At 56.9% G+C, this 25,884-nt stretch carries 24 protein-coding genes and 1 pseudogene; 11 read left to right on the top strand and 14 right to left on the bottom strand.

Features of this window, described 5'->3' with window-relative positions:
• Window positions 1-81: 81 nt before the first annotated feature.
• From mobB to moaA, 5 genes are all read right to left on the bottom strand, one after another.
• Window positions 82-603 (bottom strand): molybdopterin-guanine dinucleotide biosynthesis protein B, encoded by a 522-nt coding sequence (gene mobB / locus ACQZ5M_RS08480; RefSeq protein ID WP_296085485.1) that lies wholly within the window; start codon window positions 601-603, stop codon window positions 82-84.
• The gene (gene mobA, locus ACQZ5M_RS08475) at window positions 600-1,232 is read right to left on the bottom strand and encodes a molybdenum cofactor guanylyltransferase MobA (protein WP_449079463.1); all 633 of its coding nucleotides are present in this window, start codon (window positions 1,230-1,232) and stop codon (window positions 600-602) included. Before mobA ends, mobB begins: the two co-directional genes overlap by 4 nt.
• A complete protein-coding gene (locus ACQZ5M_RS08470) occupies window positions 1,229-2,455 on the bottom strand; it encodes a multidrug effflux MFS transporter (RefSeq protein WP_449079462.1) in 1,227 nt (408 codons plus the stop codon). The genes mobA and ACQZ5M_RS08470 overlap by 4 nt, the downstream gene beginning before the upstream one ends.
• Window positions 2,452-3,354, bottom strand: coding sequence for a DMT family transporter (locus tag ACQZ5M_RS08465; RefSeq protein WP_449079461.1), 903 nt, complete (start codon window positions 3,352-3,354; stop codon window positions 2,452-2,454). Before ACQZ5M_RS08465 ends, ACQZ5M_RS08470 begins: the two co-directional genes overlap by 4 nt.
• Before the next feature lie 255 nt (window positions 3,355-3,609).
• Window positions 3,610-4,659 carry a GTP 3',8-cyclase MoaA gene (gene moaA / locus ACQZ5M_RS08460; RefSeq protein WP_449079460.1) on the bottom strand — a complete coding sequence of 350 codons (1,050 nt, stop codon included), beginning with the start codon at window positions 4,657-4,659 and terminating at the stop codon, window positions 3,610-3,612.
• 133 nt (window positions 4,660-4,792) lie between these two features.
• Here moaA and ACQZ5M_RS08455 point away from each other — a divergent pair, with 133 nt between their 5' ends.
• On the top strand, window positions 4,793-5,320 hold the full coding sequence (locus tag ACQZ5M_RS08455; RefSeq protein WP_449079459.1) for an AAA family ATPase: 528 nt from the start codon (window positions 4,793-4,795) through the stop codon (window positions 5,318-5,320).
• 88 nt (window positions 5,321-5,408) lie between these two features.
• Here ACQZ5M_RS08455 and ACQZ5M_RS08450 read toward each other — a convergent pair whose 3' ends face one another.
• Both ACQZ5M_RS08450 and ACQZ5M_RS08445 read right to left on the bottom strand, forming a co-directional pair.
• Window positions 5,409-6,398: a carbon-nitrogen hydrolase family protein gene (locus ACQZ5M_RS08450; RefSeq protein WP_449079458.1), complete on the bottom strand. Its 990-nt coding sequence runs from the start codon at window positions 6,396-6,398 to the stop codon at window positions 5,409-5,411.
• Window positions 6,399-6,575: 177 nt separating this feature from the next.
• Window positions 6,576-6,788, bottom strand: coding sequence for an alpha/beta fold hydrolase (locus ACQZ5M_RS08445; protein ID WP_449079457.1), 213 nt, complete (start codon window positions 6,786-6,788; stop codon window positions 6,576-6,578).
• Between the two features lie 577 nt (window positions 6,789-7,365).
• Here ACQZ5M_RS08445 and ACQZ5M_RS08440 point away from each other — a divergent pair.
• From ACQZ5M_RS08440 to ACQZ5M_RS08430, 3 genes are all read left to right on the top strand, one after another.
• Complete coding sequence (locus tag ACQZ5M_RS08440; RefSeq protein ID WP_449079456.1) at window positions 7,366-7,746, top strand: gamma-butyrobetaine hydroxylase-like domain-containing protein; 381 nt, start codon at window positions 7,366-7,368, stop codon at window positions 7,744-7,746.
• A gap of 35 nt (window positions 7,747-7,781) precedes the next feature.
• Window positions 7,782-9,599: a monovalent cation:proton antiporter-2 (CPA2) family protein gene (locus ACQZ5M_RS08435; RefSeq protein ID WP_449079455.1), complete on the top strand. Its 1,818-nt coding sequence runs from the start codon at window positions 7,782-7,784 to the stop codon at window positions 9,597-9,599.
• A 138-nt stretch (window positions 9,600-9,737) separates the two neighbouring features.
• Window positions 9,738-10,346: a pyridoxamine 5'-phosphate oxidase family protein gene (locus ACQZ5M_RS08430; protein WP_449079454.1), complete on the top strand. Its 609-nt coding sequence runs from the start codon at window positions 9,738-9,740 to the stop codon at window positions 10,344-10,346.
• Between the two features lie 19 nt (window positions 10,347-10,365).
• Here the strand turns inward: ACQZ5M_RS08430 and ACQZ5M_RS08425 are convergent, their stop codons facing one another.
• The gene (locus tag ACQZ5M_RS08425) at window positions 10,366-11,436 is read right to left on the bottom strand and encodes a GGDEF domain-containing protein (protein WP_296041539.1); all 1,071 of its coding nucleotides are present in this window, start codon (window positions 11,434-11,436) and stop codon (window positions 10,366-10,368) included.
• A 262-nt stretch (window positions 11,437-11,698) separates the two neighbouring features.
• Window positions 11,699-13,090, bottom strand: a complete 1,392-nt coding sequence (gene fumC, locus ACQZ5M_RS08420; RefSeq protein WP_296021973.1) for a class II fumarate hydratase — start codon at window positions 13,088-13,090, stop codon at window positions 11,699-11,701.
• Window positions 13,091-13,509: 419 nt separating this feature from the next.
• Here fumC and ACQZ5M_RS08415 point away from each other — a divergent pair, with 419 nt between their 5' ends.
• The 5 genes from ACQZ5M_RS08415 (at window position 13,510) to ACQZ5M_RS08395 (ending at window position 19,053) form a co-directional block, all read left to right on the top strand.
• Entirely contained in the window at window positions 13,510-15,396 is a 1,887-nt protein-coding gene (locus tag ACQZ5M_RS08415; RefSeq protein WP_449079453.1) for a L,D-transpeptidase family protein, read from the top strand.
• A gap of 59 nt (window positions 15,397-15,455) precedes the next feature.
• Entirely contained in the window at window positions 15,456-16,385 is a 930-nt protein-coding gene (locus tag ACQZ5M_RS08410; protein ID WP_296041534.1) for a glutaminase, read from the top strand.
• Window positions 16,386-16,453: 68 nt separating this feature from the next.
• Complete coding sequence (ttcA, locus tag ACQZ5M_RS08405) at window positions 16,454-17,332, top strand: tRNA 2-thiocytidine(32) synthetase TtcA (RefSeq protein ID WP_449079605.1); 879 nt, start codon at window positions 16,454-16,456, stop codon at window positions 17,330-17,332.
• A gap of 44 nt (window positions 17,333-17,376) precedes the next feature.
• Window positions 17,377-18,204, top strand: coding sequence for an inositol monophosphatase family protein (locus ACQZ5M_RS08400; protein WP_296098381.1), 828 nt, complete (start codon window positions 17,377-17,379; stop codon window positions 18,202-18,204).
• Window positions 18,205-18,228: 24 nt separating this feature from the next.
• Entirely contained in the window at window positions 18,229-19,053 is an 825-nt protein-coding gene (locus tag ACQZ5M_RS08395) for an inositol monophosphatase family protein (protein WP_296085472.1), read from the top strand.
• 72 nt (window positions 19,054-19,125) lie between these two features.
• Here ACQZ5M_RS08395 and ACQZ5M_RS08390 read toward each other — a convergent pair whose 3' ends face one another.
• The gene (locus tag ACQZ5M_RS08390; RefSeq protein WP_449079604.1) at window positions 19,126-20,334 is read right to left on the bottom strand and encodes a multidrug effflux MFS transporter; all 1,209 of its coding nucleotides are present in this window, start codon (window positions 20,332-20,334) and stop codon (window positions 19,126-19,128) included.
• 136 nt (window positions 20,335-20,470) lie between these two features.
• Entirely contained in the window at window positions 20,471-20,806 is a 336-nt protein-coding gene (gene grxD, locus ACQZ5M_RS08385; protein ID WP_296021984.1) for a Grx4 family monothiol glutaredoxin, read from the bottom strand.
• A gap of 187 nt (window positions 20,807-20,993) precedes the next feature.
• On the opposite strand from grxD, the pseudogene ACQZ5M_RS08380 reads away from it, so the two are divergent.
• A pseudogene (locus tag ACQZ5M_RS08380) lies at window positions 20,994-21,709 on the top strand (polysaccharide deacetylase family protein).
• 15 nt (window positions 21,710-21,724) lie between these two features.
• Here the strand turns inward: ACQZ5M_RS08380 and ACQZ5M_RS08375 are convergent.
• Window positions 21,725-21,988: a hypothetical protein gene (locus tag ACQZ5M_RS08375; protein ID WP_449079452.1), complete on the bottom strand. Its 264-nt coding sequence runs from the start codon at window positions 21,986-21,988 to the stop codon at window positions 21,725-21,727.
• A gap of 153 nt (window positions 21,989-22,141) precedes the next feature.
• On the opposite strand from ACQZ5M_RS08375, the gene ACQZ5M_RS08370 reads away from it, so the two are divergent.
• On the top strand, window positions 22,142-23,296 hold the full coding sequence (locus ACQZ5M_RS08370; RefSeq protein ID WP_449079451.1) for a hypothetical protein: 1,155 nt from the start codon (window positions 22,142-22,144) through the stop codon (window positions 23,294-23,296).
• 70 nt (window positions 23,297-23,366) lie between these two features.
• Here ACQZ5M_RS08370 and ACQZ5M_RS08365 read toward each other — a convergent pair whose 3' ends face one another.
• A complete protein-coding gene (locus ACQZ5M_RS08365; protein ID WP_003516012.1) occupies window positions 23,367-23,600 on the bottom strand; it encodes a BolA family protein in 234 nt (77 codons plus the stop codon).
• A 19-nt stretch (window positions 23,601-23,619) separates the two neighbouring features.
• A complete protein-coding gene (gene purL, locus ACQZ5M_RS08360; RefSeq protein ID WP_449079450.1) occupies window positions 23,620-25,854 on the bottom strand; it encodes a phosphoribosylformylglycinamidine synthase subunit PurL in 2,235 nt (744 codons plus the stop codon).
• Between the last annotated feature and the right edge of the window lie 30 nt (window positions 25,855-25,884).

Genomic DNA, 25,884 nt, shown 5'->3' with positions numbered 1-25,884 from the left:
TGCGTATCAAGGTAACAGGAAAAGCCGGGTCGTGAGGCCCGGCTTTTTCATTTCGGTCAGGTTTTTATTTCGCCGGTTTCTTCATGTCGATGGACGCTCAAGTCCGACGGTTGCCTCGATAAAGTCGGCGATCCGGACAGTGTCATCGAGGTCGAAGACCGGAAGTGTGCTCTGCGGGATCAAGTGGTCGGCAGCGATTGCAATGATATGCGGATCGTGCGGCGCCAGCGGTTCTGTTTTTGCCGCGTCTGTTCGGCGGGCCTCGATTTTGGGTACGGGCTCGTATTTGTACCCTTCGATCAAAACCAGATCGCAGGGTGCAATCCGGGACAGAATTTCTTCGAAGGAAGGTTCAGGCGCGCCGCGAAGCTCATGCATGATGGCAAATCGGGTGCCGGAAACGATCGTCACCTCATGCGCGCCAGCCTGCCTATGCCGCCAGCTATCCGCGCCCACCTTATCGATATCGAAATCATGGTGTGCGTGTTTGATAGTGGAGACCCGGTAGCCGCGCGCAGTCAGCTCAGAGACGATGCGAACGGCGAGCCCTGTCTTACCCGAGTTCTTCCAACCGGAAATACCGAATACTTTTTGACGCGTCATGCAGACAGGCTCCGAAGGAAAGTCTCAGCCTGCGCCAGTTCTTCGGGCGTATTGACGTTGAAGAACGGATCGATGGAACTCGTGGCGCTTTCGACTGGCGGGAAAGAAACGGCTATCGTGGGGTGGCGCGCCAGGAAGCTTCGGATGCGCCGGTTATTGTCGTTTGCGAGCCATTGCTGCAGATCCTCCATAAGAGCAAGGGGCCAGAGAGCAAAGACCGGGTGGACCTGTCCTTTGGAGGCCGCGATGACAATGGAGTTCTCGTCAGGCAAATGATCCAAGAGCTTCGAAGCAAGATCATCTGGAAAAAACGGGCTGTCTGAAGGCACCGTCAACATGTGGCTTGCGCTGGAAGGGTGATCTCTAAAATGCTCCAAGCCAGCGAGAATACCGGCGAGGGGGCCTGCGTGACCGATCTTTGTGTCTGGCACGAGAGGCAGGTCAAAGCCTTTTCCCCATTCGCCGACGGCGTTAAGCGCCAGTGTCGAAACCTGCGGCGCAATCTTGTCGATGACGTGGTGCAGAAGTTGTTGTTCGCCTAGGGGGCAGAGAGCCTTGTTGGAGCCCATACGCCGGGAGAGACCGCCCGCCAGTATGAGGCCGGGGAAAGCGCGCACCGTGCTCGTCATGCCTCACCTCTCGGTATATGCTGTGTGTGGCGACGTTCCTGTCTGCCCGCATAAGCGCTCGTCGCAACGGCAAGCACGCCATTCACCAGCATGACGAGGAGGAGATGTGTCGTACCGGCTTCTTCCGATAGGAGGGAAGAGGCGATAACCGACAGCATTGCTCCACCACCAATTGTCAGCGCTCCGCCAAGCCCGGAGGCGGAGCCTGCCAGATGAGGTTGGACACTCACCATGCCTGCATTGGCGCTGGGCAGTGTCACGCCGTTACCGACGCCGATCAGGGCCAGCGGAATGAAGAACTCATAGTGACTGTCGAGCTCAAGATGAAGCAGAAGATATGCGATGGCGATACCGCCAAGCGCTATCACATTGCCGGTCAGCATCATCACCGGGATACCGATTCGGCTGGCATAGCGGCCGGAGACGAAGTTGCCCAGCATGTATCCTGTCGCCATGAAGAAGAATTGCATGCCCAGCACCGCAGGCGTCAGCCCGTAGAGCACGCTGCCGACAAAAGGTGCGCCACCGAGGAACGAGAAGAACAGGCCGGAGGAGAGCGTGCAGGTTAGCGCATAACCCCAGAAACGAGTGGAGCGAAGAAGTTGCGGCCATGCTTTGAACTGCGCTGCGAAACTTGCTGACTTTTGCCGGTTGGTTTCGCCCATGTCGAAAAAGACGAGCAGCAGAACCGCAACGGCGGAGAGGCCGACAAAGGCGAAGCTTGCTTGCCAGCCAGCGAGATCATTGAGAAAGCCGCCGACGGTGGGCCCGACCATCGGAACCACCGACATTCCCATGGTGACGTAACCGATCATCGAGGCGGCCTGCTCGGCTGGTACCATGTCGCGGACGATGGCCCTCGCCAGCACGAAGCCCGACGCGATCGCCGCCTGCAGAACGCGGCCGATCATGAAGACGGTGATATTCGGCGCAAAGGTACAGATGAGTGTGGCAACAATCATCAGCAGGATACTGACGAGCATCACGGGCCTGCGCCCGAAGAGATCGGAAAGCGGTCCGATCACAAGCTGGAGCACTGCCGTTGCGGCAAGATAGCCTGAGACGGCGAATTGCATCACGGCGTAGTCGGTGCCGAAATAGTTCGACATTGCCGCAAGCGACGGCAGGAAGACATTCATGCTGAGCGCTGCGACACCCGCCACGAGGACGAGCGTGATCACATGCGGTGGGGTGGAGCGATCGAGAAAACGCGTCTTCGTCATTCGATACCCACAGCCTGTTTGGCGATCGGCGCACGGTGACGTCTTCTTTCGCGATAGAATGTGTAGAGACCGGAGGCGACGATGATGGCTGTGCCGGACAGCGTCCAGACGTCCAGATGCTCGCCGAAGAAGAAAAGACCGATGGAGAAGGCCCAGATCATGCTGGTGTAACGGAAAGGTGCAACGAACGAAATATCGCCGCTGCGCATTGCAGTAATCACCGCCTGATAACCGATGACGACCAGAAAAGCGGCTGCGATAAGGTGCGACCAGACGTAGGCGTTCATCGGCTGCCATCCACCGAAGGGCATGATCAGTGCGGCCCCAAATAACGTGTTCACGACAGTCGTCGTCATCGTCACGGCCATGGATGGAACATCGGTATACATGCGCCGGGTCAAAAGGTCGCGTCCGGCGGTCACGAACATCGCAGCCACCACAAGCAGTGCGCCCGAGGTGAAGCCCTCTGGACCAGGCCTCAGAATAACCAGAACACCAAGGAAGCCGACGAGGATGGCGGTCCAGCGCCGCCAGCCCACAGGCTCTTTCAAGAAAAGCGCTGCACCAAGCGTCACAGCGAGAGGAAGCGACTGCATGATAGCCGCCACATTGGCAAACTCCATCAAGCTGAGTGCCTTGAGATAAAGAATGGAGGCCGCAACCTCGCAAAGGCAACGCAGCAGAATGATGGGCCGTAGCATGGTTTTCAGAGGGCGCAGCGCCCCCATGTGGCGCGCGATTACGTATACTAGCACGCAGGTCATCACGCCACGAACGAAGAGGATCTGTCCGGTATTGATGTAGGGCGTGACGGACTTGGTGAAAGCGTCGTTGATCGTGAAGCTTGCCATCGCCAGAGCCATGAGCAGCGCTCCGCGCGTATTGTCCGTCAATGCCATGATGTGATCCCAAGAACGACGTTGCGATGCTTTCTTCCGCAGCAGCAGCGCGAGTCCGTTCACTCCTCCAGTTTCAGAGTCGTGACATGGCGGGCGGTCGAATTCAATCCATTTAATGTAAGGGTATCAAATAATAAGCGAGCACTTCATTTTGCGCTCTTGGACGCATCAAGGATAGTCGTTCTTCGGCGGCTCCTCGCGTCAGGCTGTTCCAAGATCGGTTCCGATTTTCGGCCCGACGCTAGAGTGGAGACATCAGCCGCCGGTAACGCTCATGTGGCGAGCGACAGCGGGACGCTTGCGATCCCGGTCGATGATGAAGTCGTGGCCCTTGGGTTTACGGAGAATGGCGTCGTCGATTGCCTGTGACAAAAGCACGTCGCCATCTGAGGCGCGTAGCGGCGCTCTCAGATCCGCCGCATCGTCTTGGCCAAGGCACATATAGAGTGTGCCGGTGCAGGTAATGCGCACTCGATTGCAACTCTCGCAGAAATTGTGTGTCATCGGCGTAATGAAGCCAAGACGTCCACCGGTTTCCCTGACCTCGACATAACGGGCCGGGCCGCCCGTCTTGTAAGGAATATCGGTAAGTGTGAACCGTTCTTCGAGCGATGCGCGAACTTGCGAAAGCGGCAGGTAACGATCCGTGCGGTCTTCTTCGATCTCGCCCATCGGCATGGTTTCAATGACCGTGAGATCCATGCCACGCGCGTGGGCAAAACGCATGAGTTCGGGAATTTCGTGCTCGTTGAAGTCTTTCAGCGCCACTGCATTGAGCTTGATCTTGATGCCTGACGCGAGAGCCGCGTCAATGCCGGCCATCACCTTGGAGAAATCACCCCAACGGGTGATCTGTCGGAACTTCTCCGCATCAAGCGTATCCAGCGACACGTTGATCCGGCGCACGCCGCAATCATAAAGCTCGGCGGCATGGCCACCAAGTTGTGAGCCGTTGGTGGTTAGCGTCAGCTCTTCCAGTCGGCCGGTTTCAAGATGGCGACCGAGATTGCGGATGAGATGCATGATGTTCTTGCGCACCAGGGGTTCACCGCCTGTCAGGCGCAGCTTGCGCACGCCCTTGGCGATGAAGGCGGAACAGAGCCGGTCGAGTTCTTCGAGCGTCAGCAGATCCTTCTTCGGCAGGAAGGTCATGTGCTCCGACATGCAATAGGTACAGCGGAAATCACACCGGTCCGTGACCGAAACACGCAGGTACGTTACGGCCCGGCCGAAGGGGTCGATCATGGGAGCCCTGACTTCGGAGAGCGGACTTGCCGTTGAGGGAAAACCGGTGACGCTGTTCATATCCAGAGTCTGGGGATGCGACTGGCTAACGTCAAGTCGAAACTCCGTAATTGCGCTTCGAGTGGCTATTCTTGTGTCACAATCCATCGCTATCGATCAGGGCAAAGCATTTCATTCACATTAGAGACCTCCAATGCAGCTTTCAGAGCTTGGCGACCGCATTTGTATCCTTGGTCCTTCAAACAGCGGAAAATCCACGCTTGCAGATGCGATCTCGCGTCAATGTGGTCTTCCCGCAGTCCATCTCGATCAGTATTATCATCTTCCAAATACGGATTGGATGCCACGTCCGTTTGATGAGTTTCGTTATCTTCATGATAAAGCCATCCAGGGAGATCAATGGGTCATGGATGGCAACTACTCCAAGCTCACGCCGCAGCGCTTCGCGCGTGCGACCGGCCTGATCGTTCTCGAGGTTTCGACGCTGGTTAGCTTAACGCGGTATGTTCGCCGGTCTCTCTTCGAGGCTGATCGGCAGGGCGCGCTGGAAGGCGGCCGCGATAGCGTCAAATGGAACATGATCCGCCACATCGTCATCACTACTCCCAGCAATCGGCGTCGCTACGCCGAGCTTTTCGAGCAATCGACGCTACCCAAAATTAGGTTGGCGTCGCTCTTTGCAGTCAATCAAGCCTACAAGGATTGGGCGCTACTGACGTGATGGAAGTACCTCGAGAAAAACCTTCTGGCCTCGACAGTGCTGCGGCTTGGATTGCGGGGCCGGTGACCGGCCCCGATCTCGCGTTCAATCAAAACAAGCTTCGCTCATCGCTCCTTAGATCACCTTCAATGTGGTGGGGCGCGTAAAGGTTGTTGCGAACCTGGTTCCGCCATGACCGCGCAAGACCTTCAGGGTTCGTCTGGATTTCTGTGACCGCAATGGCAGGTTGACCATCCATGGGGCATTGAATGGCCCATTGCCCTTCCGGCGAAGCGATACCGGAGGGAGCACCGGGACTCTGAGGCGCGAGCGTAGAGAAGCTGATCCAGTAGCTATTGCTCGCAGCATGGCCGAGCGCCTCTGCCGCGAAGGCGGGAGCTCCGGAGGGTGTTCCTCCTGCGGTGGAGAACAGGACGCAACCGACTCCAAGGGTTTCGTACTCAACGAAGATTTCCGGGTAATGCACCTCCATGCCCAGCGCGCACCCGATGCGCAGGCCATCGACCTCAAACGTCACGGGGTTCCTGCCGGGTGAATACATGAAGGAGATTTTCGTGTTCGAGAGAAGGCGCTCGTCGTAGCGCGTCACCAACTCTCCACGATCGGAAACGACATACAGACTGTTGTATGGTCGGTGCGGCGGAGTCAGGCGATGAACGGACCCGAACACGATCCAAAGCTTGAGTGCGCCGGCCAGTCTCCTCGTTTCCTCCAACTCCTCGCGCAGCACGTCCCATTGGAAGCGTGTCCAATCGGAAGGCCCGATGGAGCGCGGCCCCGTTTCGGACATGATGCGCTTGCCGGGCCAGCAGGTTGTGCCCTCCGGAAAATGGAGCAGGCGAGACCCCGCTTGATGGGCATCACGCATGAGGCGACGCATCTCCGCTCCACTGGCGCGAAGTGCCGACACATCGCGAGGATCGTCGAAGAGAGACGTTTGCGCCACAGCCAACCGCAGCGACCGGAGTTCGGGACGGCCTGGCTGCTGGCGGATATTACGAAGTGCGGCGGTGTAGGATTCGCCGGTCTTGGCGGCACGGGCACGCACGCGGCGTTTGAAATTTCCATTCTGGGTCATGATCTAGCCTTTCACGTCCCGGACAGGGTTCCCCAGCAACCATCCGGCACGATCGGACCAAGATGAGCGACCCGAGACAAAAGTCCCTTTGCCTCGGTTGAAGACCATGCTGGGGAAGGTCTGAGAGGTTGGGCGCAGGCCACGCCGAGATCAAGATGTCCAGTGACCCTCGATTCGTCAAGCTGTCTCAAGGGTCCGGCAGATAATGGAGTTGAGCACTTCCGGCTGCTCGATCGGCACATAATGCCCGCACTCGGGTACTACATACACAAGACCATTTCGAGCCATGATAGCTTGCTTCTGGCTGATCTCAATCCCTGGTGCAGTGTCCTCTCGATCGTCTCCGGCGAAGCTACGCGGGAAAGCAAAGGACTCCAGGATTTCTGCCATGCGAATTCCAGCCCTTCCTCGTTCAGCATCCTGAGAACGGAAGAATGATAGGCAAGGTCTCGCCTTCGCCACGCCTTGGTTCCTATGAGGATAAGGGCTCGGACCCGCTCAGGCGCCAAAGCGGTGACCTCAAGTGCACATGATCCAACGACTGAGCAACCAACAACGACGAGCCGTTTGGCCGTTGTGAGCGACAGTGCGTTTTCTGCCCATGATCCGAAATTGTCTCCAAAGTCATATAGCGTTGGAGCATGGGTCGCTCCGGGGAGTAGGTCCATTTGCTTGGTCCACATTGTCCCGTCCAACGGCAGCGCTTGTAACAGCAGCAGTTCCATTCCAATGCCTATCTTGGCCCCACCATGGCCGTAAAAAATTGTGGCACATTGTGAGCAGGAGTGTGAGTAGGTTTTGCAATCTTCTCGAACTATAGGCCTGCAAGCAAGATCGCGTGGACCTGCACTTCAAACCGATGGCCTCGCGCGATAGCCATTGTTGCCACAGGCTGCTATGACGAACCAACGGTCGGTTAACGTGCCGGGCGTCAAATCTTCACACCTCGATAGAACGATCAGAAATCATGAGCAGCAGCGACAATCAAGCATGGCCCACCGAATTGCGGGTTTCCAAAGACCGCAAACACCTGACCGTGGTGTTCGATAAAGGTGTCTCTCACACGCTCCCCGCCGAGATGCTGCGCGTTCTATCCCCTTCGGCGGAAGTTCAGGGACATGGTCCCGGCCAGAATGTCACTGTGCCGGGCAAGCGCGATGTGGCGATCCGCAACGTGGTCGCCACCGGCAATTATGCCGTGCGCATCGCATTCGATGACGGGCATGACAGCGGCATCTTTACCTGGCGCTATCTCCAGGAACTGGGCGAAAAAGGAGACGCACTGTTCCAGGCTTACGAACAGGAACTGGCGGAAAAGGGCTTGAGTAGGGAGCCGCGGTTCCGTTAGGGAAGTTGCATATGATTTCAACGTAGAGGTGACACTTGGCCGTCGAGGGAAATGCGAATGATCTGGCCCAAGTGGTCGTCCTGCTCGCCGCCGGTGTGGTGGCGGCCCCCATTTTCAAGCGCATTGGTCTCGGCTCGGTTCTTGGGTATCTCGTAGCGGGCCTCGTTATCGGCCCTTTCGGACTAGGCGCATTTTCCGATCCGCAGGCCATTATCCATATAGCCGAACTCGGCGTAGTCATGTTCCTTTTCATCATCGGTCTCGAGATGCAGCCGTCAAGGCTGTGGTCCATGCGAAAAGACATTTTTGGTCTAGGCGCCCTTCAGGTCATAATCTGTATCGGCGGTCTGACGATGATCGGCGTGGTTTTCGGATATCCGGTCATTTTCTCCTTTGTAGCGGGAACTGGATTTGTACTCACATCGACGGCCATCGTCATGCAGATGCTGCAGGAGCGCGGCAGCCTTTCGACGCTGAAGGGACAGCGCATCATCGCCATTCTGCTCTTCGAGGATCTGGCGATCGTGCCACTATTGGTGCTGGTCACGTTTCTGGGCGCAGGCGGCGAAGAAGTCGCGATGAGCGAGCGGCTCCTGTCTTTCGGCATCGCGCTTGCCGCGACGGTTGCTCTGGTTTTCGCCGGGCGTTATCTGCTCAATCCTCTTTTTCGTCTGTTGGCCGCCTCCGGTGCGCGTGAGGTAATGACGGCTGCGGCGCTGCTTGTCGTGCTTGGATCAGCGCTTCTCATGCAGGTCAGCGGGCTTTCCATGGCGATGGGAGCGTTTCTTGCCGGCGTTCTTCTATCGGAATCGGCTTTCCGTCACCAGTTGGAAGCCGATATCGAGCCGTTCCGTGGCATTCTGCTTGGCCTGTTCTTTCTCGGTGTGGGCATGGCGATCGATCTTTCGGTCATTGCGACGAACTGGAAGATCGTAGTCGTCGGCGTCATCGCGTACATGCTCGTCAAAGCGCTGTTGATTTACAGTGTCGCAAGGCTTGTGGGTACCTGCCAGCGTGAAGCCATCGAGCGTGCCGCACTGATGGCGCAGGGCGGTGAATTTGCCTTCGTTCTTTATTCCGCCGCAGCGACCGCCGGTATTCTGAACGCAGAAGCAAACGCGGTGCTGACTGCGATGATCATCATTTCGATGATACTGACGCCGTTGATGGTGATCGTCCACGATCGTGTCATGCCGGCTGCAAAGCCCAATACGGACGGCCTTGAACTTCCTGAAAATGTCGAAGGCAGTATTCTCATCATCGGCTTCGGCCGTTTTGGCCAGATCGTCAGTCAGCCGCTTTTGGCACGTGGCTACATGTTGTCGCTGATTGATAAGGATGCGGACTTCGTCCGCGATGCGGCTGATTTTGGTTTCAAAGTCTATTATGGCGATGGTGCGCGCTCGGAAATTCTCCATGCAGCGGGGGCTGCTACGGCGCGTGCCGTTTTGATCTGCGTCGATGACAAAGAGGCGGCGGTTCGCATCGCGGAGATCGTCAAGCATGAGTTTCCGCTGGTGCCAGTGCTGGCGCGCGCTTTCGATCGCGGTCATGCCATCGACCTGGTCAAAGCAGGCGTCGATTATCAAATCCGCGAGACCTACGAATCGGCACTCGATTTCAGTGAGAAGGTTTTGGCCTCCGTCGGCGAGAGGCAGGAGATTGCCGAAAGTCTGGTCGAAGAGTTTCGCGATGTCGACGCGGAGCGTTTCGCCATGGAAGTTGTCGGCGGCATTTACGCGGGTCGCTCGCTCGTGCGCGGCAATGCGTCACCTGCCGATCTCGTAGCGGCAAGGACGGCGCGTGAGCGCGCTGAACGTGAAGCACGCGAAGAAGCAGAGCAAAATGGCTGACTTCAGTCCAAAAATGGCGTTGCTTAACATGGTCGTCGCGAAAGTTTGCCGTAGTTCAGACGCCGACATGCTATCGAACACAGCAGGATGGGGAGCGCCGCGAGAGATCGCAGAGTGCTCTGAAAAGGAGTAAGAAAAATGGCAGTTATTCGCTCCGTCGAGGAACTGAAGGCCATCTATGACGGCTGTTCCGAGGCATCTTTGATCAAGGTGACGTCGCATCTCACCCCCGAATATCGCCAGATGATCGAAGCAGCGCCGTTTTTGGCGCTTGCGACGGTTGGACCGGAGGGAATGGACTGCTCCCCACGTGGAGACAAGGGTGGCGTCGTTCGGGTTCAGGATGACAAGACCGTTCTACTTCCGGACTGGCGGGGCAATAATCGAGTGGATTCGCTGATGAATATCGTACGTGACCCGAGAGTTGCGCTGATGTTCCTCGTGCCTGGTTCCACCACGACCATGCGCATCAATGGAAGTGCCGTTGTCTCGGCAGAGCCCGCTCTCCTCGAAAGCTTTACGATGGATGGAAAACATCCACGCACCGTTACGGTGGTGACGATCAATGAAGTCTACTTTCAATGTGCCCGCGCCCTGATCCGTTCGGAGCTCTGGCATCCGCAAAACTTCATCGATCCGGCGTCGCTTCCGACGCCCGGTGCATTGCTCAAGGCAGCCAAGGCGGATTTCGATCAGGACAGCTACGATAAGGAATGGCCGGAAAGGGCTGCAAAAACAATGTGGTAGGGCGCCCGGATCACGCAGTTCAGGTCCGGTAGATCAGCCAGCCTTTACCGGTGTAATTCTTCTGCATGCCTTCTTCGAACAGGATCGTGCGGTTGCGGCCGCTGCTTTTCGCATTATAAAGCGCAACATCGGAATTGGTGTAGAGATCGACAGGGTTTTGGGCCTGTGTTGCTATTGCATAGCCGATTGAAATGGTGATCTGACCGTAATCGATACCAGTCTTCGAGTTTCTGAACGGGGTTTTTTCAAGCGCCACTCGGATACGCTCGCACATTTCCCTGACTTCATCGGCATTCATCTTCTCAGCTATGATCGCGAATTCCTCGCCGCCTGTGCGTGCAACGAAGAGTTCGCCTCGAACGGACTTGCGAATGACGGAGGCGACGCTTGCGAGGATTTTATCGCCGACGGGATGACCATAGGTGTCGTTGATGCGCTTGAAGTTGTCCACGTCCAGCAGCACGAGGGAGGAAAGGTGAAGGCCGATGCTCGTATCATACACACCCGCAAGCTTCTCATCGAAGGCTCTGCGATTGGAGAGCCGGGTCAGAGAATCGGTATTGGCGATGCGCTTGTATTCATCCAGTTCGAGACGTACCTGCTGCATCTCTTCAGCATGCCGGTTCAAGTCTTTGGAACGTGTCTCTCCCTGGGAAATCTTGTTGCCCGTGGCTTCTGCAAGAATGGATATCGCTGCGCTGACGATAGAGGTGCTCGTGGCGCTCTTGACCGAGATGCGTTCACGGGTTTCGTCCAGAACACGATTATATTTTTCCAGGCTCGATTGTTCCTGTTTCAGGACCGTCAGCAAAGCTTCCAGTTCTAGATGAAGCCTCTCGTGGACGTTTTCGATAATCCTGCTGTGGCCTTGGTTGAAAAAGCGAGCACCAAGTTCATCCAGCTCTTCCTGAGTTGCCGTACTGCCAAATCGAAGCAGTTCTTTCGAAAGCGCAGGGTTTGAGCCGATGAACGCCTCGTAGAAAAGATTGTAGTTACGGGGAATTGGTGCAACGCCCATGTTGCGCATGGCAAGAAGAATCTGACTGGCAACATCAGCGCCGGGCATGGTCAGTGTCGATCCCGTACTCATCAGGCGTCCCCATGTAATCTTGTTGTAACCGGCGCATCCTCAACGACAGTTCTCCCAAACTTACCGTTGATGCTGCATTGACAGGCCGGCCCGTTCTCAAGTTCAGCCTCTTGCGGGAGTCGCTGGAGAACATAGTATTGCTTTATAAGCTCACCAAGATTTTATCTACGAAAATTATTGTCTCTAAACAAGCATTTCGTTGGGCAGTAGACAGCACGAGTAGGTCAGACAACGGGACAGGCCCGTTGTCTGACCATGGTCGTTATTTGGGGCCGATCATGTTCTCGGGACGAACATACTGATCGAACTCCTCGTTCGTAAGATATCCACCGCCGACAGCCTCTTCACGCAACGTCGTGCCGTTCTTGTGAGCAGTCTTGGCGATCTTGGCGCACGCGTCGTAGCCGAGTTTGGTGTTGAGTGCTGTGACCAGCATCAGCGAGTTTTCCACGCCCTTGCGAATGTTGTCTTCGCGTGCTTCGATGCCCACAACGCAATTGTCGGTGAAAGACACCGCTGCATCGCCCAGGAGCTGAACGGACTGCAGGAAGTTGTAGGCCATCATTGGATTATAGACGTTGAGCTCGAAATGGCCCTGCGATCCAGCAAAGGTAATGGCAGCCTGGTTTCCGAAGACGTGAGCACAAACCTGCGTCAGCGCTTCGGACTGGGTGGGGTTGACCTTGCCCGGCATAATCGATGAACCCGGTTCGTTCTCCGGCAGCGACAGTTCGCCAAGACCTGCGCGCGGGCCGGAACCAAGGAAGCGGATATCGTTGGCGATCTTGAAGAGTGCCGCAGCCGCAGCGGCGATTGCGCCGTGCGAGAAGACCATTGCATCATGCGCAGCGAGCGCCTCGAACTTGTTCGGTGCGGTGACGAAGGGCAGGCCTGTAATGGCCGCAATTTCCTCGGCGACTTTCTCCGCGAAGCCGATGGGTGCGTTCAGCCCGGTGCCAACGGCGGTTCCACCTTGGGCGAGTTCGCAAAGGCCCGGCAGCGTCAATTCGATGCGCTTGATCGACGAGGCGACCTGCGCTGCGTATCCGGAAAACTCCTGACCAAGCGTCAACGGCGTCGCGTCCTGTGTGTGGGTGCGCCCGATCTTGATGATGTGGGCGAAATCCTTCGCCTTCTTGTCGAGAGCAGCATGAAGATGCTTCAGTCCGGGCAGGAGATGATGGACGATTTGTTCGGCGCATGCGATGTGCATGGCCGTCGGATAGGTATCGTTGGACGACTGGCTCATGTTGACATGATCGTTGGGGTGGACGGGCTTCTTGGAACCCATCACGCCGCCGAGCATCTCGATTGCCCGGTTGGAGATCACCTCATTGGCATTCATATTGGACTGCGTGCCCGAGCCCGTCTGCCAGACGACGAGCGGGAAGTGCTCGTTCAGTTTGCCATCGATGACTTCCTGAGCGGCCTTGATGATAGTGTCGCCGAGCTTCGCATCCAGACCGCCCAGCGCCATGTTGGCGCGCGCTGCGGCCTGTTTGACGATGCCAAGGGCACGGATGACGGATGTGGGCTGCTTTTCCCAGCCGATCTTGAAATTGCCGAGCGACCGCTGGGCCTGCGCGCCCCAATAGCGATCGCTGGCGACTTCGATCGGCCCAAATGTATCGGTTTCGGTGCGTGTGGCTGTCATCGGTCCTGCCTCTCCATTGTGTTCCTTCAGCAGGACGCTATCTCCGCTCGCCCTGCGCGAGCAGACATATAGAGCTATCACGCAACTGTGGAAAGCCTCAGTCGCAGCCGGGCGTCAGATTCCATCGCAGATTCGAAAGTTGATCGGCGTGACTTTTGGGTGACGTTGTCGAGGCGGTCAATCTAGCGATTTGGATCCTACGCCTAGTGAAAAAACATCTTGCTGCAATGCTGCGAAATTAAAGAGAAATTTAACTATTCCTGCCAAAAATTAAGGAGATTGCCGGAGATTTTTTTGACGAACGGCAGAACGATTCTGGCACGAGATCGGACTTTGCGCGTTTTCTTTTCAAGCGAAGCTCAATCCGCTAGACAGACAATGTTTTATTCGCGCTTCGATGGATGCGGGCGCTGGACGCAATGAGGAACAAATTGCAGATCACTTCAGGAAAAAAATCGGCGGCGTTCATACTGGCTCTCGGTGTTTCCGTCTCTGCGGGCATTCCCGCTCCCGCCAGCGCAATCACTCTCATGGATCTGCTTCGCGGCGGACCCGGTAAAGTGGAGCGCGAACGTCAGGACCGCGGTCTCCCTGGCGTCGTGCAGCAAAGCGCGCCCGCCGGGCGCGATATGGATCCTGAGCCTGCACCGCGTATCTCCGGTCCGCGCTATTACACGTATAAGGCCGACGGCACGCTTGCGGTCGACACCTCTAAATTCGGACCTGATTACGCAGGCGTAAAGCTGTCGGCGACACCGGAAATCGCAAAGGCCTTGGAGGCCTATTATGCAGGCGGCGCAAAGCCGATCTGGGTGTCCAATGGGGATATCAACGAGCGGGCTTCTGCCGTGCTCGCTTTCTTTGAAACCGTAGGCGAAAGTGGTCTGGATCCAGCGGATTACGGCATCTCCGCGCCATCTTCCGACGTGACCGCCAGCATCGGCGACGAACCACAGGCAGCCGTGCAGACGGTTAGCGTTGCCGAAACCGAAACCAAGCCAATCAACCGTTCGATGATGCAATTCGAGCTGGCGCTTTCGGCAAAAGTTCTCGGCTATGTTCAGGACACCACAAGGGGCAGGGTCGATCCGAACAAGCTGTCCGGCTACCATGATTTTAAGCGCAAGACCGTCAATCTGGCGCCGGTTTTGAAGCTTGCTGCTTTGAGCCCAGACGTGACGGCCTATTTGCGGTCTCGCGAACCGTCCAACCCGGAATACAAGGCCCTGAAGGCTGAGCTGGTAAAGCTTCTGGATGAAGACAAGTCTGGTGAGGGCAAGATTGCTGTTCCCGCCGATCTGGTTCTGAAACCCGGCGAGGATAATCCCGAAGTGGCGAATGTGGTGAAAGCCATTCAGCATCGCTCTTCCGAGGCGTTGAAGAGCGAGCATGCTGCCGCACTTTCCGCCTCGCAGCAGTCCACACAATACACGCCGGAACTGGTGGAGTTGGTCAAGGCATTCCAGAGTGAAAACGGTCTTAAGGCCGACGGTGTGATCGGCCGCGCAACTGTTAGGGCGATGACCGGCGACAGCAACGAGGCCAAGATCGCCAAGCTTCAAGTGGCGATGGAGCAGGTCCGCTGGCTGCCTGCCGATCTTGGTGACCGCTATGTGCTCATCAACCAGCCCGCCTTCATGGCTTACTACCATGATCAGGGCAAAGAGCAGTTCGGTATGAAGGTGGTCATCGGCTCAAAGACCAACCAGACTTACTTCTTCCAGGATGAAATCCAGACGGTAGAATTCAACCCCTATTGGGGCGTTCCACAGTCGATCATCGTCAACGAAATGCTGCCGAAGCTTCGCAACGATCCGTCCTATCTCGATCGTCTTGGCTATGAAGTTACGGTCAATGGCCGTGCCGTGTCATCGTCAAGCATCAACTGGTACGGCTCGACCAAAGCAATCTCGGTTCGTCAGCCTCCGAGCAGCGACAATGCGCTGGGCGATCTCAAGATCCTCTTCCCCAATAGCCATGCCATCTACATGCATGACACGCCATCGAAGAGCTTCTTCAACCGCGATATGCGCGCTCTGAGCCATGGCTGTATCCGCCTTGTTGACCCACGTCGCATGGCGGCAGCGGTTCTCGGCACGACGATCGACAACGTCAACAAGCAGATTGCTGGTGGCGAAAACCGTGCCGTGTCAGTGCCTGTCAAAATTCCGGTCTATGTCGCCTATTTTACCGCATGGCCCGACAAGGATGGCAAGGTGCAGTATTTCGACGACGTTTACGATCGTGACAGCTACGTGATGAAGGCGTTCGCCATCACCACAAAGGCACGTTCAACCTCCATCTAAGGCGGTCATACATCTAGCAAAAGCGCCCCACGGGCGCTTTTTCTGTATCGGGGCAGGGTATGCAGAATATTCAGACGGTCATCGATTCCATCTATGACGAGATGAAAAACCATCTCGGTGAAGGGAAGGTCGCGGATTATATTCCCGAACTCGCCAAGGTTGATCCGAAGCAGTTCGGCATTGCCGTCACCACAGTCGAAGGCGAGACCTTCGTTGCAGGTGACGCCATCGTGCCTTTCTCGATCCAGAGTATCTCCAAAGTCTTCATGCTGACTCTTGCGCTCGGCAAGGCCGGTGAGTCCGTCTGGAAGCGCGTTGGCCGAGAGCCTTCCGGCTCATCGTTCAATTCTATCGTTCAGCTGGAACATGAACACGGCATTCCCCGCAACCCGTTCGTCAATGCAGGCGCGATCGTGGTCACCGACATGGTACTTGCTGGACATCAGCCGCGAGAAGCTATTGGTGAACTCCTGCGCTTCGTTCGCTATCTCGCCAATGACGATACGATCTCGATCGATAACACCGTCGCCAAATCCGAGCAGGCAACCGGCTTTCGCAACTTTGCGCTCGCAAACTTCATGCGCAGTTTTGGCAATATCCATCATCCGGTGGACCATACGCTCGGCGTCTACTTTCACCAGTGCGCGCTGTCCATGAACTGCGTGCAGTTGGCGCGGGCAGGGCTCTTCCTGGCCAATCGCGGACGCAATCCACTGACGGGGCACTCTGTGGTTTCTGATCGCAGGGCGCGCCGTATCAATGCCCTGATGCTCACCTGCGGCCATTATGATGGATCGGGCGACTTTGCTTACCACGTCGGTCTTCCCGGCAAGAGCGGTGTCGGCGGCGGTATTCTGGCGGTGGCACCCGGCAAGGCGTCAATAGCCGTCTGGTCGCCGGGTCTCAATAAGGTCGGCAACTCCGCGCTCGGCTCGGATGCGCTTGAAATGCTGGCGAACCGAATGGGCTGGTCGGTATTCGGGGCTTGATCTTGCGTCTGTATGAGGGCATTCCCTGTCCCTAGCCGCTTCAATGCGGATAGGACAGCGAGATGACCATGACCATTGCCGCCAATATCGATGACATTCAGGAAGCCGGCGAGGTCGAAGAGGCTGGTGGTGCCCATCCGCTCTTTGCCGATGCGCCGCGTTCGGTCTCCTTTAACAAGCTGCGCAAGCGGTTGTTGCGAAACGTGCGACAGGCTTTCGATGATTTCGGCATGTTGAACGGGCAAAAGCGCTGGCTGGTTGGTCTTTCCGGCGGCAAGGACAGCTATGGTCTTCTCGCGCTCCTGCTCGATCTCAAGTGGCGCGGTCTTTTGCCGGTTGAGTTGATCGCCTGCAATCTCGACCAAGGGCAGCCGAACTTCCCAAAACATATCCTGCCCGACTATCTGACGAAGATCGGGATGCCGCATCGCATCGAATATCGCGATACCTACACTATCGTGAAGGAAAAGGTCCCGGAAGGAGCCACCTACTGCTCCCTCTGTTCGCGTCTTCGTCGTGGCAATCTTTACCGCATCGCACGGGAAGAGGGCTGCGACGCGCTGCTGCTCGGTCACCACCGCGAAGACATTCTGGAAACCTTCTTCATGAATTTCTTCCATGGTGGCCGGCTTGCCGGCATGCCGGCGAAGCTGATGAATGATGAGGGTGACTTGATGGTGCTGCGCCCGCTCGCCTATTGCGCCGAGGACGATCTGGCGAAGTTTGCCGCTGCGATGGAGTTTCCCATCATACCCTGCGACCTCTGCGGCTCTCAGGACGGTTTGCAGCGAAATGCCATGAAGGACATGCTAGCCGATATCGAGCGCCGCATGCCGGGCCGCAAGGACGTGATGTTGCGCGCTCTCGCCCACGTCAATCCTTCGCATTTGCTTGATACGAAACTCTTTGACTTTTCCGGTCTAACTGTCACCGATCCGTCATCCTAGAGAGGTAGGTGAGGCACATTCCTCACCTTTTCAGATTGCCTTCGATGACCCTTTCCGATTCAGATATTGATTTCCTCGTCGCGACTGTCGCCGATGCTGGCGCGAGTGAAATCATGCCACGCTTTCGCAATCTCAGCGCTTCTGCCATTTCCGAGAAGACGTCGGCTGTAGATTTGGTTACGGAAGCCGATATCCTTGCTGAAAAGCGCATCACTGCAGCTTTGTTACAGCGATTTCCCTCTGCTCATATTGTTGGGGAAGAAGCCTATGATGCGGATCGTTCCGTCATCCCCGCTCTGCGTGATGCGCCGCTTGCCTTTGTGATCGACCCGGTCGACGGTACGTTCAACTTTGCGTCCGGCTTTCCAGCCTTCGGAACGCTTCTTGCCGTGACCGTCAAAGGTGAAACGGTCGCTGGCATCATTCATGATCCAGTGATGGGCGACAGCATCGTCTCGGTCAAAGGCGCCGGTGCCGTGCTGAAGCGCGAAAACGGCAGCGAAGCGAAAATGCGAGTCGCCGAGGCGGTCGGTCTGACGGATATGGTCGGTATTTTTTCTTGGGGGCACAGCCATCCGGACCGCCGGCCGATGATCGCGGCCAACATGGCGAAGACGAAAATGGCGCTGTCGTTGAATTGCTCGGCGCACGAATACTGGTTGGTGGCAGCCGGCAAGCTGCATTTCATCGGTCATGAGAAGCTTATGCCTTGGGACCATCTGGCAGGCGTGCTAACCCATCAGGAAGCAGGCGGCCACACGGCAAAGCTCGATGGCACGCCCTATCGTCCGGGAGATATCGAGGGCGGCATCCTCTCTGCACCCGACAGGGAAAGCTGGAAGATGCTGCGCCGAGAAATTCTCGGTCTTTGATCTGAACATGTAAAGGAACCGTCCATGTCCGTGGAACTCGACATCGCCTCGCTGGCCAATGCCCTTCAGGAAGCCGCAGCGGTGGAAATCCTGCCGCGATTTCGCAATCTCGGAGAGGGTGACGTGCGGGTAAAAACCGAAGCGATCGATCTGGTCACGGAGGCCGACGAGGCGGCGGAGCGTTTGATCCGCGCCCGTGTTGCCGAGTTCATGCCCGATGCTCTTTTCGTCGGCGAGGAAGCGGTTGCGGCAGATCCATCGCTGCTGGACAAACTCGGCGACGCTGACCTTGCCGTGGTCGTCGACCCCATCGACGGAACCTATAACTTCGCTGCCGGATTGCCGCTGTTCGGTGTGATGCTGAGCGTCGTCTCGAAGGGTGAGACGGTTGCGGGTATCATCTTCGATCCGATGGGCAATGACTGGGTGATAGCGGAAAAAGGCTCTGGAGCCTGGCTTTGCAGTGCGGATGGCTCCCAGACCCAGTTGCAGGTGGTTCCTTCGCCGGAACTGTCGCAGATGGTCGGTATTGCCAATACAGGCTACTTCGACGTCGAGACGCGCCGTCGCATCTTAAACAATCTCGCCGATGTCCGGCTCTTCACCAGTTATCGCTGCGCAGCGCATGAATACCGCATCTTCTGCGGCGGCCACATGCACTTCCTGATGTACAACAAGCTGATGCCTTGGGATCATCTGGCTGGCACACTGATTTCGCAGGAAGCGGGTGCTTACGCTGCCCGCTTCGACGGTTCTCCTTATCTGCCAAACCATGCGAGTGGCGGCTTGCTGCTGGCTCCGGATAAAGAGACGTGGACAGTTCTGCGCGAGCGGATTTTTACAGTGTGATCTGCCGACATATTGCACAAGGATGGGCGCGGTTGTTGTGACAACCGCGCCCTTTTTCGTTTAATATTCAACTCAGTGCGTTGGCTTGTTATGAGCCTGGAACAGCTTGCCTTTTTCACCGATCAGCACGAAGACCAAGCCTATCACGGAGACGATGAAGAAGCCGCTGACCATGGGTAGTGCGGTGCCGTTGAAAGCCTGCCCGATACTTGCACCAATCAGCGAGCCGCCTACCGTTCCCAAAAAGCCAATGACGGAAGACGCCGTTCCCGCCACATGGCCAAGTGGCTCCATGGCGAGCGAGTTGAAGTTCGAACCGATCAGGCCGAACTGGAACATCGACAGACCGAACATCACGATAAACAGCGCGAAGGGCAATGGATGGGGCCCGAAGACCATCATCATCAACCAGATGAAGTTGATGGTGATGAAGCCGAGCAACGAACCATGCGACAGCTTGCGCATGCCGTAGCGCCCAACCAATTTCGAGTTCAGGAAGGACGACAGCGACATGAACAGTGCGACCGCGGCAAAGGCTGCGGCAAACCACGCACCGAGATCGTAGATGCCCTTATAGACCTGTTCGGCGGAATTGATGAAACCGAACAGCGCGCCGAAGATGATCATGCTGGCGATGGTGTAACAGAGCGCCACCCGATTGGTCAGGACGATCTTGAAGCCCGCCAGTACGGATGAAACCGTCAGGGGGCGCATGTCTTCCGGACGCAGCGTTTCGGGAAGACGCGTATACATCCAGATCGTTACGATGGCCGCGATTGCTGCCATGAAACCAAATATCAGGTGCCAGTCTCCGAAGAACAGGACGATCTGGCCTGTCCCCGGTGCAATGACCGGCACTACCATGAATACCATCATGATCAGCGACATGACTTCGGCCATCTGACGCCCGCCATAGATGTCGCGAACGATAGAGACGGTGATGACGCGTGTTGCGGCTGAACCGATACCCTGGATGAAACGCAGCGCCAGGAGGCCGGCAAAACTCGGCACAAAGATCACTGCGATAGATGACACGATATAAATACCTAGGCCGAACAGCATCGGTTTGCGGCGACCAAAGCGATCCGCCAGCGGGCCGTAAAAAAGCTGGGCGATGCCGAAGCCGAGCAGGTAGGCCGAGACGACATACTGGCGATGGTTCTCATTATCGACGCCGAGTGAAGCGCCGATCTCCTGGAGGCCCGGGAGCATGATGTCGATGGCAAGAGCATTGAGCGCCATCAGCATGGCGGCTAGGCCAATGAATTCCGTGCGCCCCATAGTGCCTGCGGGCGAAGCGGTCGTTTGTGGAGGATTTGTCAATGGATTGCCTCAAAAGAACGGCAAAGGCGTTGCATGACGCAACGCCTGGCATAGTTTTCTGACAATCAGGGTGGGCCGGATGAACCGGCCGAAATCAGGCCGCGCCGCGGACGCTGATACCCTGTTCTTGAAGGTGGCTTTGAAGTTCGCCGGATTGGAACATTTCTCTTACGATGTCGCAACCGCCAATGAACTCGCCCTTGACGTAAAGCTGCGGGATCGTCGGCCAGTTGGAATAGTCCTTGATGCCCTGTCGAATTTCAGCATCAGCCAGAACGTTGACACCCTTATAATCAACGCCAAGGTAATCCATAATCTGGACCACCTGTCCGGAGAAACCGCACTGCGGAAACTGGGGCGTACCCTTCATGAAAAGAACGATATCGTTGCTCTTCACTTCGTTGTCGATCATGTCGTGAATGCCGCTCATGGCTGAATTCCTTTCACATGCGGGTCAAGGCCGCTGCTTCGTTCGCTCTTAAATAACATGGAATGTCGTTATTTCCAGTCGCAAAGGCGAAAAAACGGCGAGCGTTCGGAATTGAAACAAGCAGTCATGGTGCTGCCCTGAAAATGTGGTGCGCTGATGCTCCATTCAACCAAAGCCGGGACAAGACATGCGAAAATTTGGTGTGTGGATTATCGCAGCGCTGGTGGTGCTGCTCTCGGTTTTCGGGTCATTCCAGCTGAGCAAGGCGCGTGGCTATCAACTCTTCGGAACGATCGTTTCACGCGTGGAGACAAGCGAGCCGCTTGTGGCTTTGACGCTCGATGATGGTCCCACGCTCCGGTATACGCGCGATGTGTTGAACCTTTTGGATGAGAAGAACGTCAAGGCGACTTTCTTTCTCACAGGCAAAGAGATTGAGGAACGCCAGCGCTTGCAGCCGACATCGTCCGTCGCGGACACGAGGTCGCCAATCACTCCTTCTCGCACTCCAACATGAGCCTGATGGGCCTCGCCAAGGTGCGCGACGAAATCGAGACAACGGATCGCGCCATTCGCGCGGCGGGATATCAGGGCGAAATCTACTTCCGCCCGCCCTATGGCAAGAAGCTTTTTACCTTGCCGTGGTATTTGTCGCAAACCGCGCGCACCTCGATCACCTGGGATGTAGAGCCGGAATCCTACCCGGATATTGCAGAGGACGCTGATGCGATCGCTGAGTATGTGATCCAGAACGCGAGGAGCGGCTCAATCATTCTGCTGCATGTCATGTATCGAAGCCGCGAAGCATCGCGCCAGGCTCTACCCAAGATCATCGACGGTTTGCGTTCGCGTGGCTTTCAATTCGTCACAGTGTCTGAACTGATGAAGCACCAGCAGACGTAATGAGGGACTACAGGCCTACCGCGCCCTCTGCTTGCTGCGAGCGGCGGCTGTCCGGCGTTTGCTGACTTGTTTCTTCGCAGGCGCTCGTCTTGTCTTTCGTGCGGGCTTCTCGCCGAGTGCCGCCTCCAAAATCCCGCCAAGGATGCCACCCCCGAGGGATGTGCCAGATTTTGCCTTGCCCCGCGCGCGTCGCGTTTTGCGTACACCTGTCTTGGACAGGATTTCCGACATGGCACCCTTCACCACATTTGCGATGATCTGATCAACGATTTTCGACAAGATCTTCTCCGCTCCGCAACAAAATCCACCAGCTCGCTTATGATATAAAACATAATTAAGCCACGGTCTTTACTATATGGGCGACACCCATTGTATCAAGCGATCCTTTTGGGCTCTTCGCAACCTTCAGGTTTTGAACCCTTGGCTCGTTTTATGGCGTCTGTCTCTTCACGTCTCGTTTTCTACTTCCCCGGCTTCGATCCCCTGGATGCGGCGGCCCATCACCGGCGCTATGAGCGCAGTGCTGCTCAATCCGGCAAGACCTTTGGTCTCGATTATGCCGTCGGCCCGGTTCAAGAAGTCGAGGCGGGTAGCCGAATGGAGGTGGTCTCGATCTCCAACGGTCACGAAACGAAGAGCACCATCTATGTGCATGATCACAACAGTATCATTTCAGATCTGAGAGCGCCTCCCATCTGGAAACAGATTGCGCTTGGGTTCAAGGCGGGCGCAGAGATCATCACCAGCGGTGCGGCCTTCAGGTACTTTCGTCACGCCTGGCGGTTCGGCCTCTTCTTCCTCTTCCCCTATCTTCTGATCTTCACGGGTCTCGTCTTTTCGACGTTGATTGCCGTGTCGCCGCTGCTGCTGAATGTTCCACCGTTTCTCTGTCTTTTGAGTGTGCCGGCGGCGTGGCTGTTCTTCTACAAGCTGGTTATCCCGTTTTCTGCCCGGTTCCATACCTTGCATCTCTTTGCCGACTGGCGCTTTGCATTGATGGTGGGCCGCGACGAGCCGGTTGCGCGTGCCTGGATCGAGGACAAGGCGCGCAAAATCCTGCTCGCTCTCGAAACACCGTCGGACGAAGTGCTTTTTGTATCCCACAGCATGGGGGCAAGCCTGGCGCTCGCGGTGGTTGGCCGTGTGCTGGAGTTGAAGCCGGGCGCCTTTGATGGACGCAATATCTCTTTCGTCACCTTGGGCGGTGCAGCACTTCAATGCGCGTTCATTTCAAAAGCGGATCGGTTGCGCCAGAGCATCGGCACACTCGCACGCGATGCACGGATCGTATGGTTTGATATCCAGTGCCTTTCGGACCCGATCCACCTCTATAAATGCAACACGGCGCATCTGACCGGGCATGCGGATGCCGCACAGCCCAAGATCGTGCGTATCAAGTTCAAACACTCGCTGTCGGATGAGCGCTACCGTAAGAACAAGTTCAATTTCTTGCGCATGCATCGTCAATACGTGCTGGGATCGGACCGCAAGTCCGGCTTCGATTTCACGCTGCTGACGGCAGGTCCGCTACCAGCTGCGTCATTTGTAAGCCTGAAGTCCGACGAGCCGCCCCTGACATTTCGGTGAACCGGGAGCCCTAACGAAAAAGGCCTGCGTGATGGGTATCACGCAGGCCTTTTTGCTGAGCGAAAGCAGTTTATTCGGGGGCGGAAGTCTGCAGCGCCAATGCATGCAGCACGCCACCCATATTGCCCTTCAATGCGTCATAGACCATCTGGTGCTGCTGCACGCGCGTCTTGCCCTTGAAGGCGTCTGCCACGACTTCAGCGGCGTAGTGATCGCCATCCCCGGCCAGATCGCGGATGGTGACCTTTGCTCCGGGAATTCCAGCTTTAATCATGTCTTCAATATCGCCGGGCTTCATGGGCATGGTGTCTACTCCTCAATTCTTATTCTGCTGCGACGAGTGTCTCGCCGTCCATGAACTGAGGGAACCATGATTCATGGGCGTTGCGCAATTCTTTAATCTCGACCCCGCGCGCCGTACCCAGCTTTACCGAAGAGCCGCCGGTTTTACCGATAACAGCGAGCGAGACGCCCGCGGAAGCGGCTTGCGCCTTAACGGTTTCGAGATCGGACTGCTTGACGGTCAGCACGTAACGTCCCTGATCTTCGCCATAGAAGGCCAGGATCGGATTGTTACCGGAAACCGCATCGATCGTTGCGCCGATATCGGATGCAATCGCCATTTCTGCAACCGCAAGGGCGAGGCCGCCGGAGGAGCAATCGTGAACTGCGCTCGTCAGGCCTGCTGTGATGATGGTGCGAACGAAGTCGCCGGTCTTCTTTTCATTCTCCAGATCAACATGCGGGGCAGGGCCGTCGATGCGGCCATGAATGTCGCGCATGTAAACCGACTGGGCGATATGGGTTCCCAGACCTGCCGGTGCACCGGCAAGCAGTATGATCTCATCTGCGGCAGCAAAGCGAATGCGAGCCATCTTCGACCAGTCTTTCAACAGGCCGACGCCGCCGATGGTGGGGGTGGGCAGGATCGCTTGGCCGTTGGTCTCGTTGTAGAGCGAGACGTTGCCCGAAACGATTGGGAATTCCAGAACCTTGCAGGCTTCGCCGATGCCCTTGATGGCGTGAACGAGCTGGCTCATGATTTCCGGCTTTTCCGGATTGCCGAAGTTCAGGTTGTCGGTAGCGGCCAGCGGCAGCGCGCCGGTGGCGGTGATGTTGCGCCAGCATTCGGCAACGGCCTGCTTGCCGCCCTCAAAGGGATCGGCCTCGACATAGCGCGGTGTGACGTCGGAGGAGAAGGCCAGCGCCTTCGTCTCATGACCTTCGACGCGCACGACGCCGGCGTCACCGCCCGGCAGCTGAAGCGAATTGCCCTGGATCAGCGTATCATATTGTTCGTACACCCAGCTGCGCGATGAATTGTTGGCCGAACCGACAAGCTTGATGAGCGCATCGGCAATATCGGTCTCCGGAATGTCGTTTTCGGAAAGCGGCGCGGAGACCTTTGCCGGCGTCCACGGACGGTCATATTCCGGTGCCTGATCGCCCAGCTCCTTGATCGGCAGGTTGGCGACTTCCTCGCCATTGTGCAGAACGCGGAAGCGCAGGTCGTCCGTCGTCTTGCCGACGATGGCGAAATCCAGACCCCACTTGACGAAGATCGCCTTGGCGACCTCTTCCTTGGAGGGCTCGAGAACCATGAGCATACGCTCCTGGCTTTCGGACAGCATCATTTCGTAGGCGGTCATACGCTCTTCGCGAACCGGAACCTGATCGAGGTTCAGCTCGATGCCAAGGTCACCCTTTGCGCCCATTTCGACGGCGGAGCAGGTGAGACCGGCGGCACCCATGTCCTGAATGGCGATGACGGCACCCGTCTTCATCAGCTCCAGGCAGGCTTCCAACAGGCACTTCTCGGTGAAGGGATCGCCGACCTGAACGGTGGGACGCTTCTCTTCGATGGATTCGTCAAATTCCGCAGAGGCCATGGTCGCACCACCGACGCCGTCGCGGCCGGTCTTGGCCCCGAGATAGACGACCGGCAGGCCGACACCCTTGGCTTCCGACAGGAAGATCGCGTCGGACTTTGCAAGGCCTGCGGCGAAGGCATTGACGAGGATGTTGCCGTTGTAACGCGGATCGAACTCGACTTCGCCGCCCACAGTCGGAACGCCGAAGGAGTTACCATACCCACCGACACCGGCAACGACGCCTGCCACGAGGTGGCGGGTCTTCGGGTGGTCGGGAGCGCCGAAGCGCAGCGCGTTCATCGCGGCAATCGGGCGCGCACCCATGGTGAAGACGTCACGCAAGATTCCGCCGACGCCGGTCGCTGCACCCTGATAGGGTTCAATATAGGAGGGGTGGTTGTGGCTCTCCATCTTGAAGACGACGCAGTCGCCATCGTCGATGTCGACGACGCCAGCGTTTTCGCCCGGTCCCTGGATGACGCGCGGACCCTTGGTCGGCAGCGTCTTTAGCCACTTCTTCGAGGACTTGTAGGAGCAGTGCTCGTTCCACATGGCCGAGAAGATGCCCAGTTCGGTAAAGCTCGGCTCGCGTCCGATCAGGTCGAGAATGCGCTGATATTCATCGGGCTTCAGCCCGTGGGATGCAACGAGTTCCGGGGTGATCTGAATATGATTTGGAAGTGTCATAGGTCTCACGGGGTTCGAGCCGGTACGGGA

The organism is Rhizobium sp. 22-785-1 (genome assembly GCF_053521965.1).
Note: the sequence above shows the minus strand (reverse complement) of the source record. Positions and strands in the feature narration are given on the sequence as shown.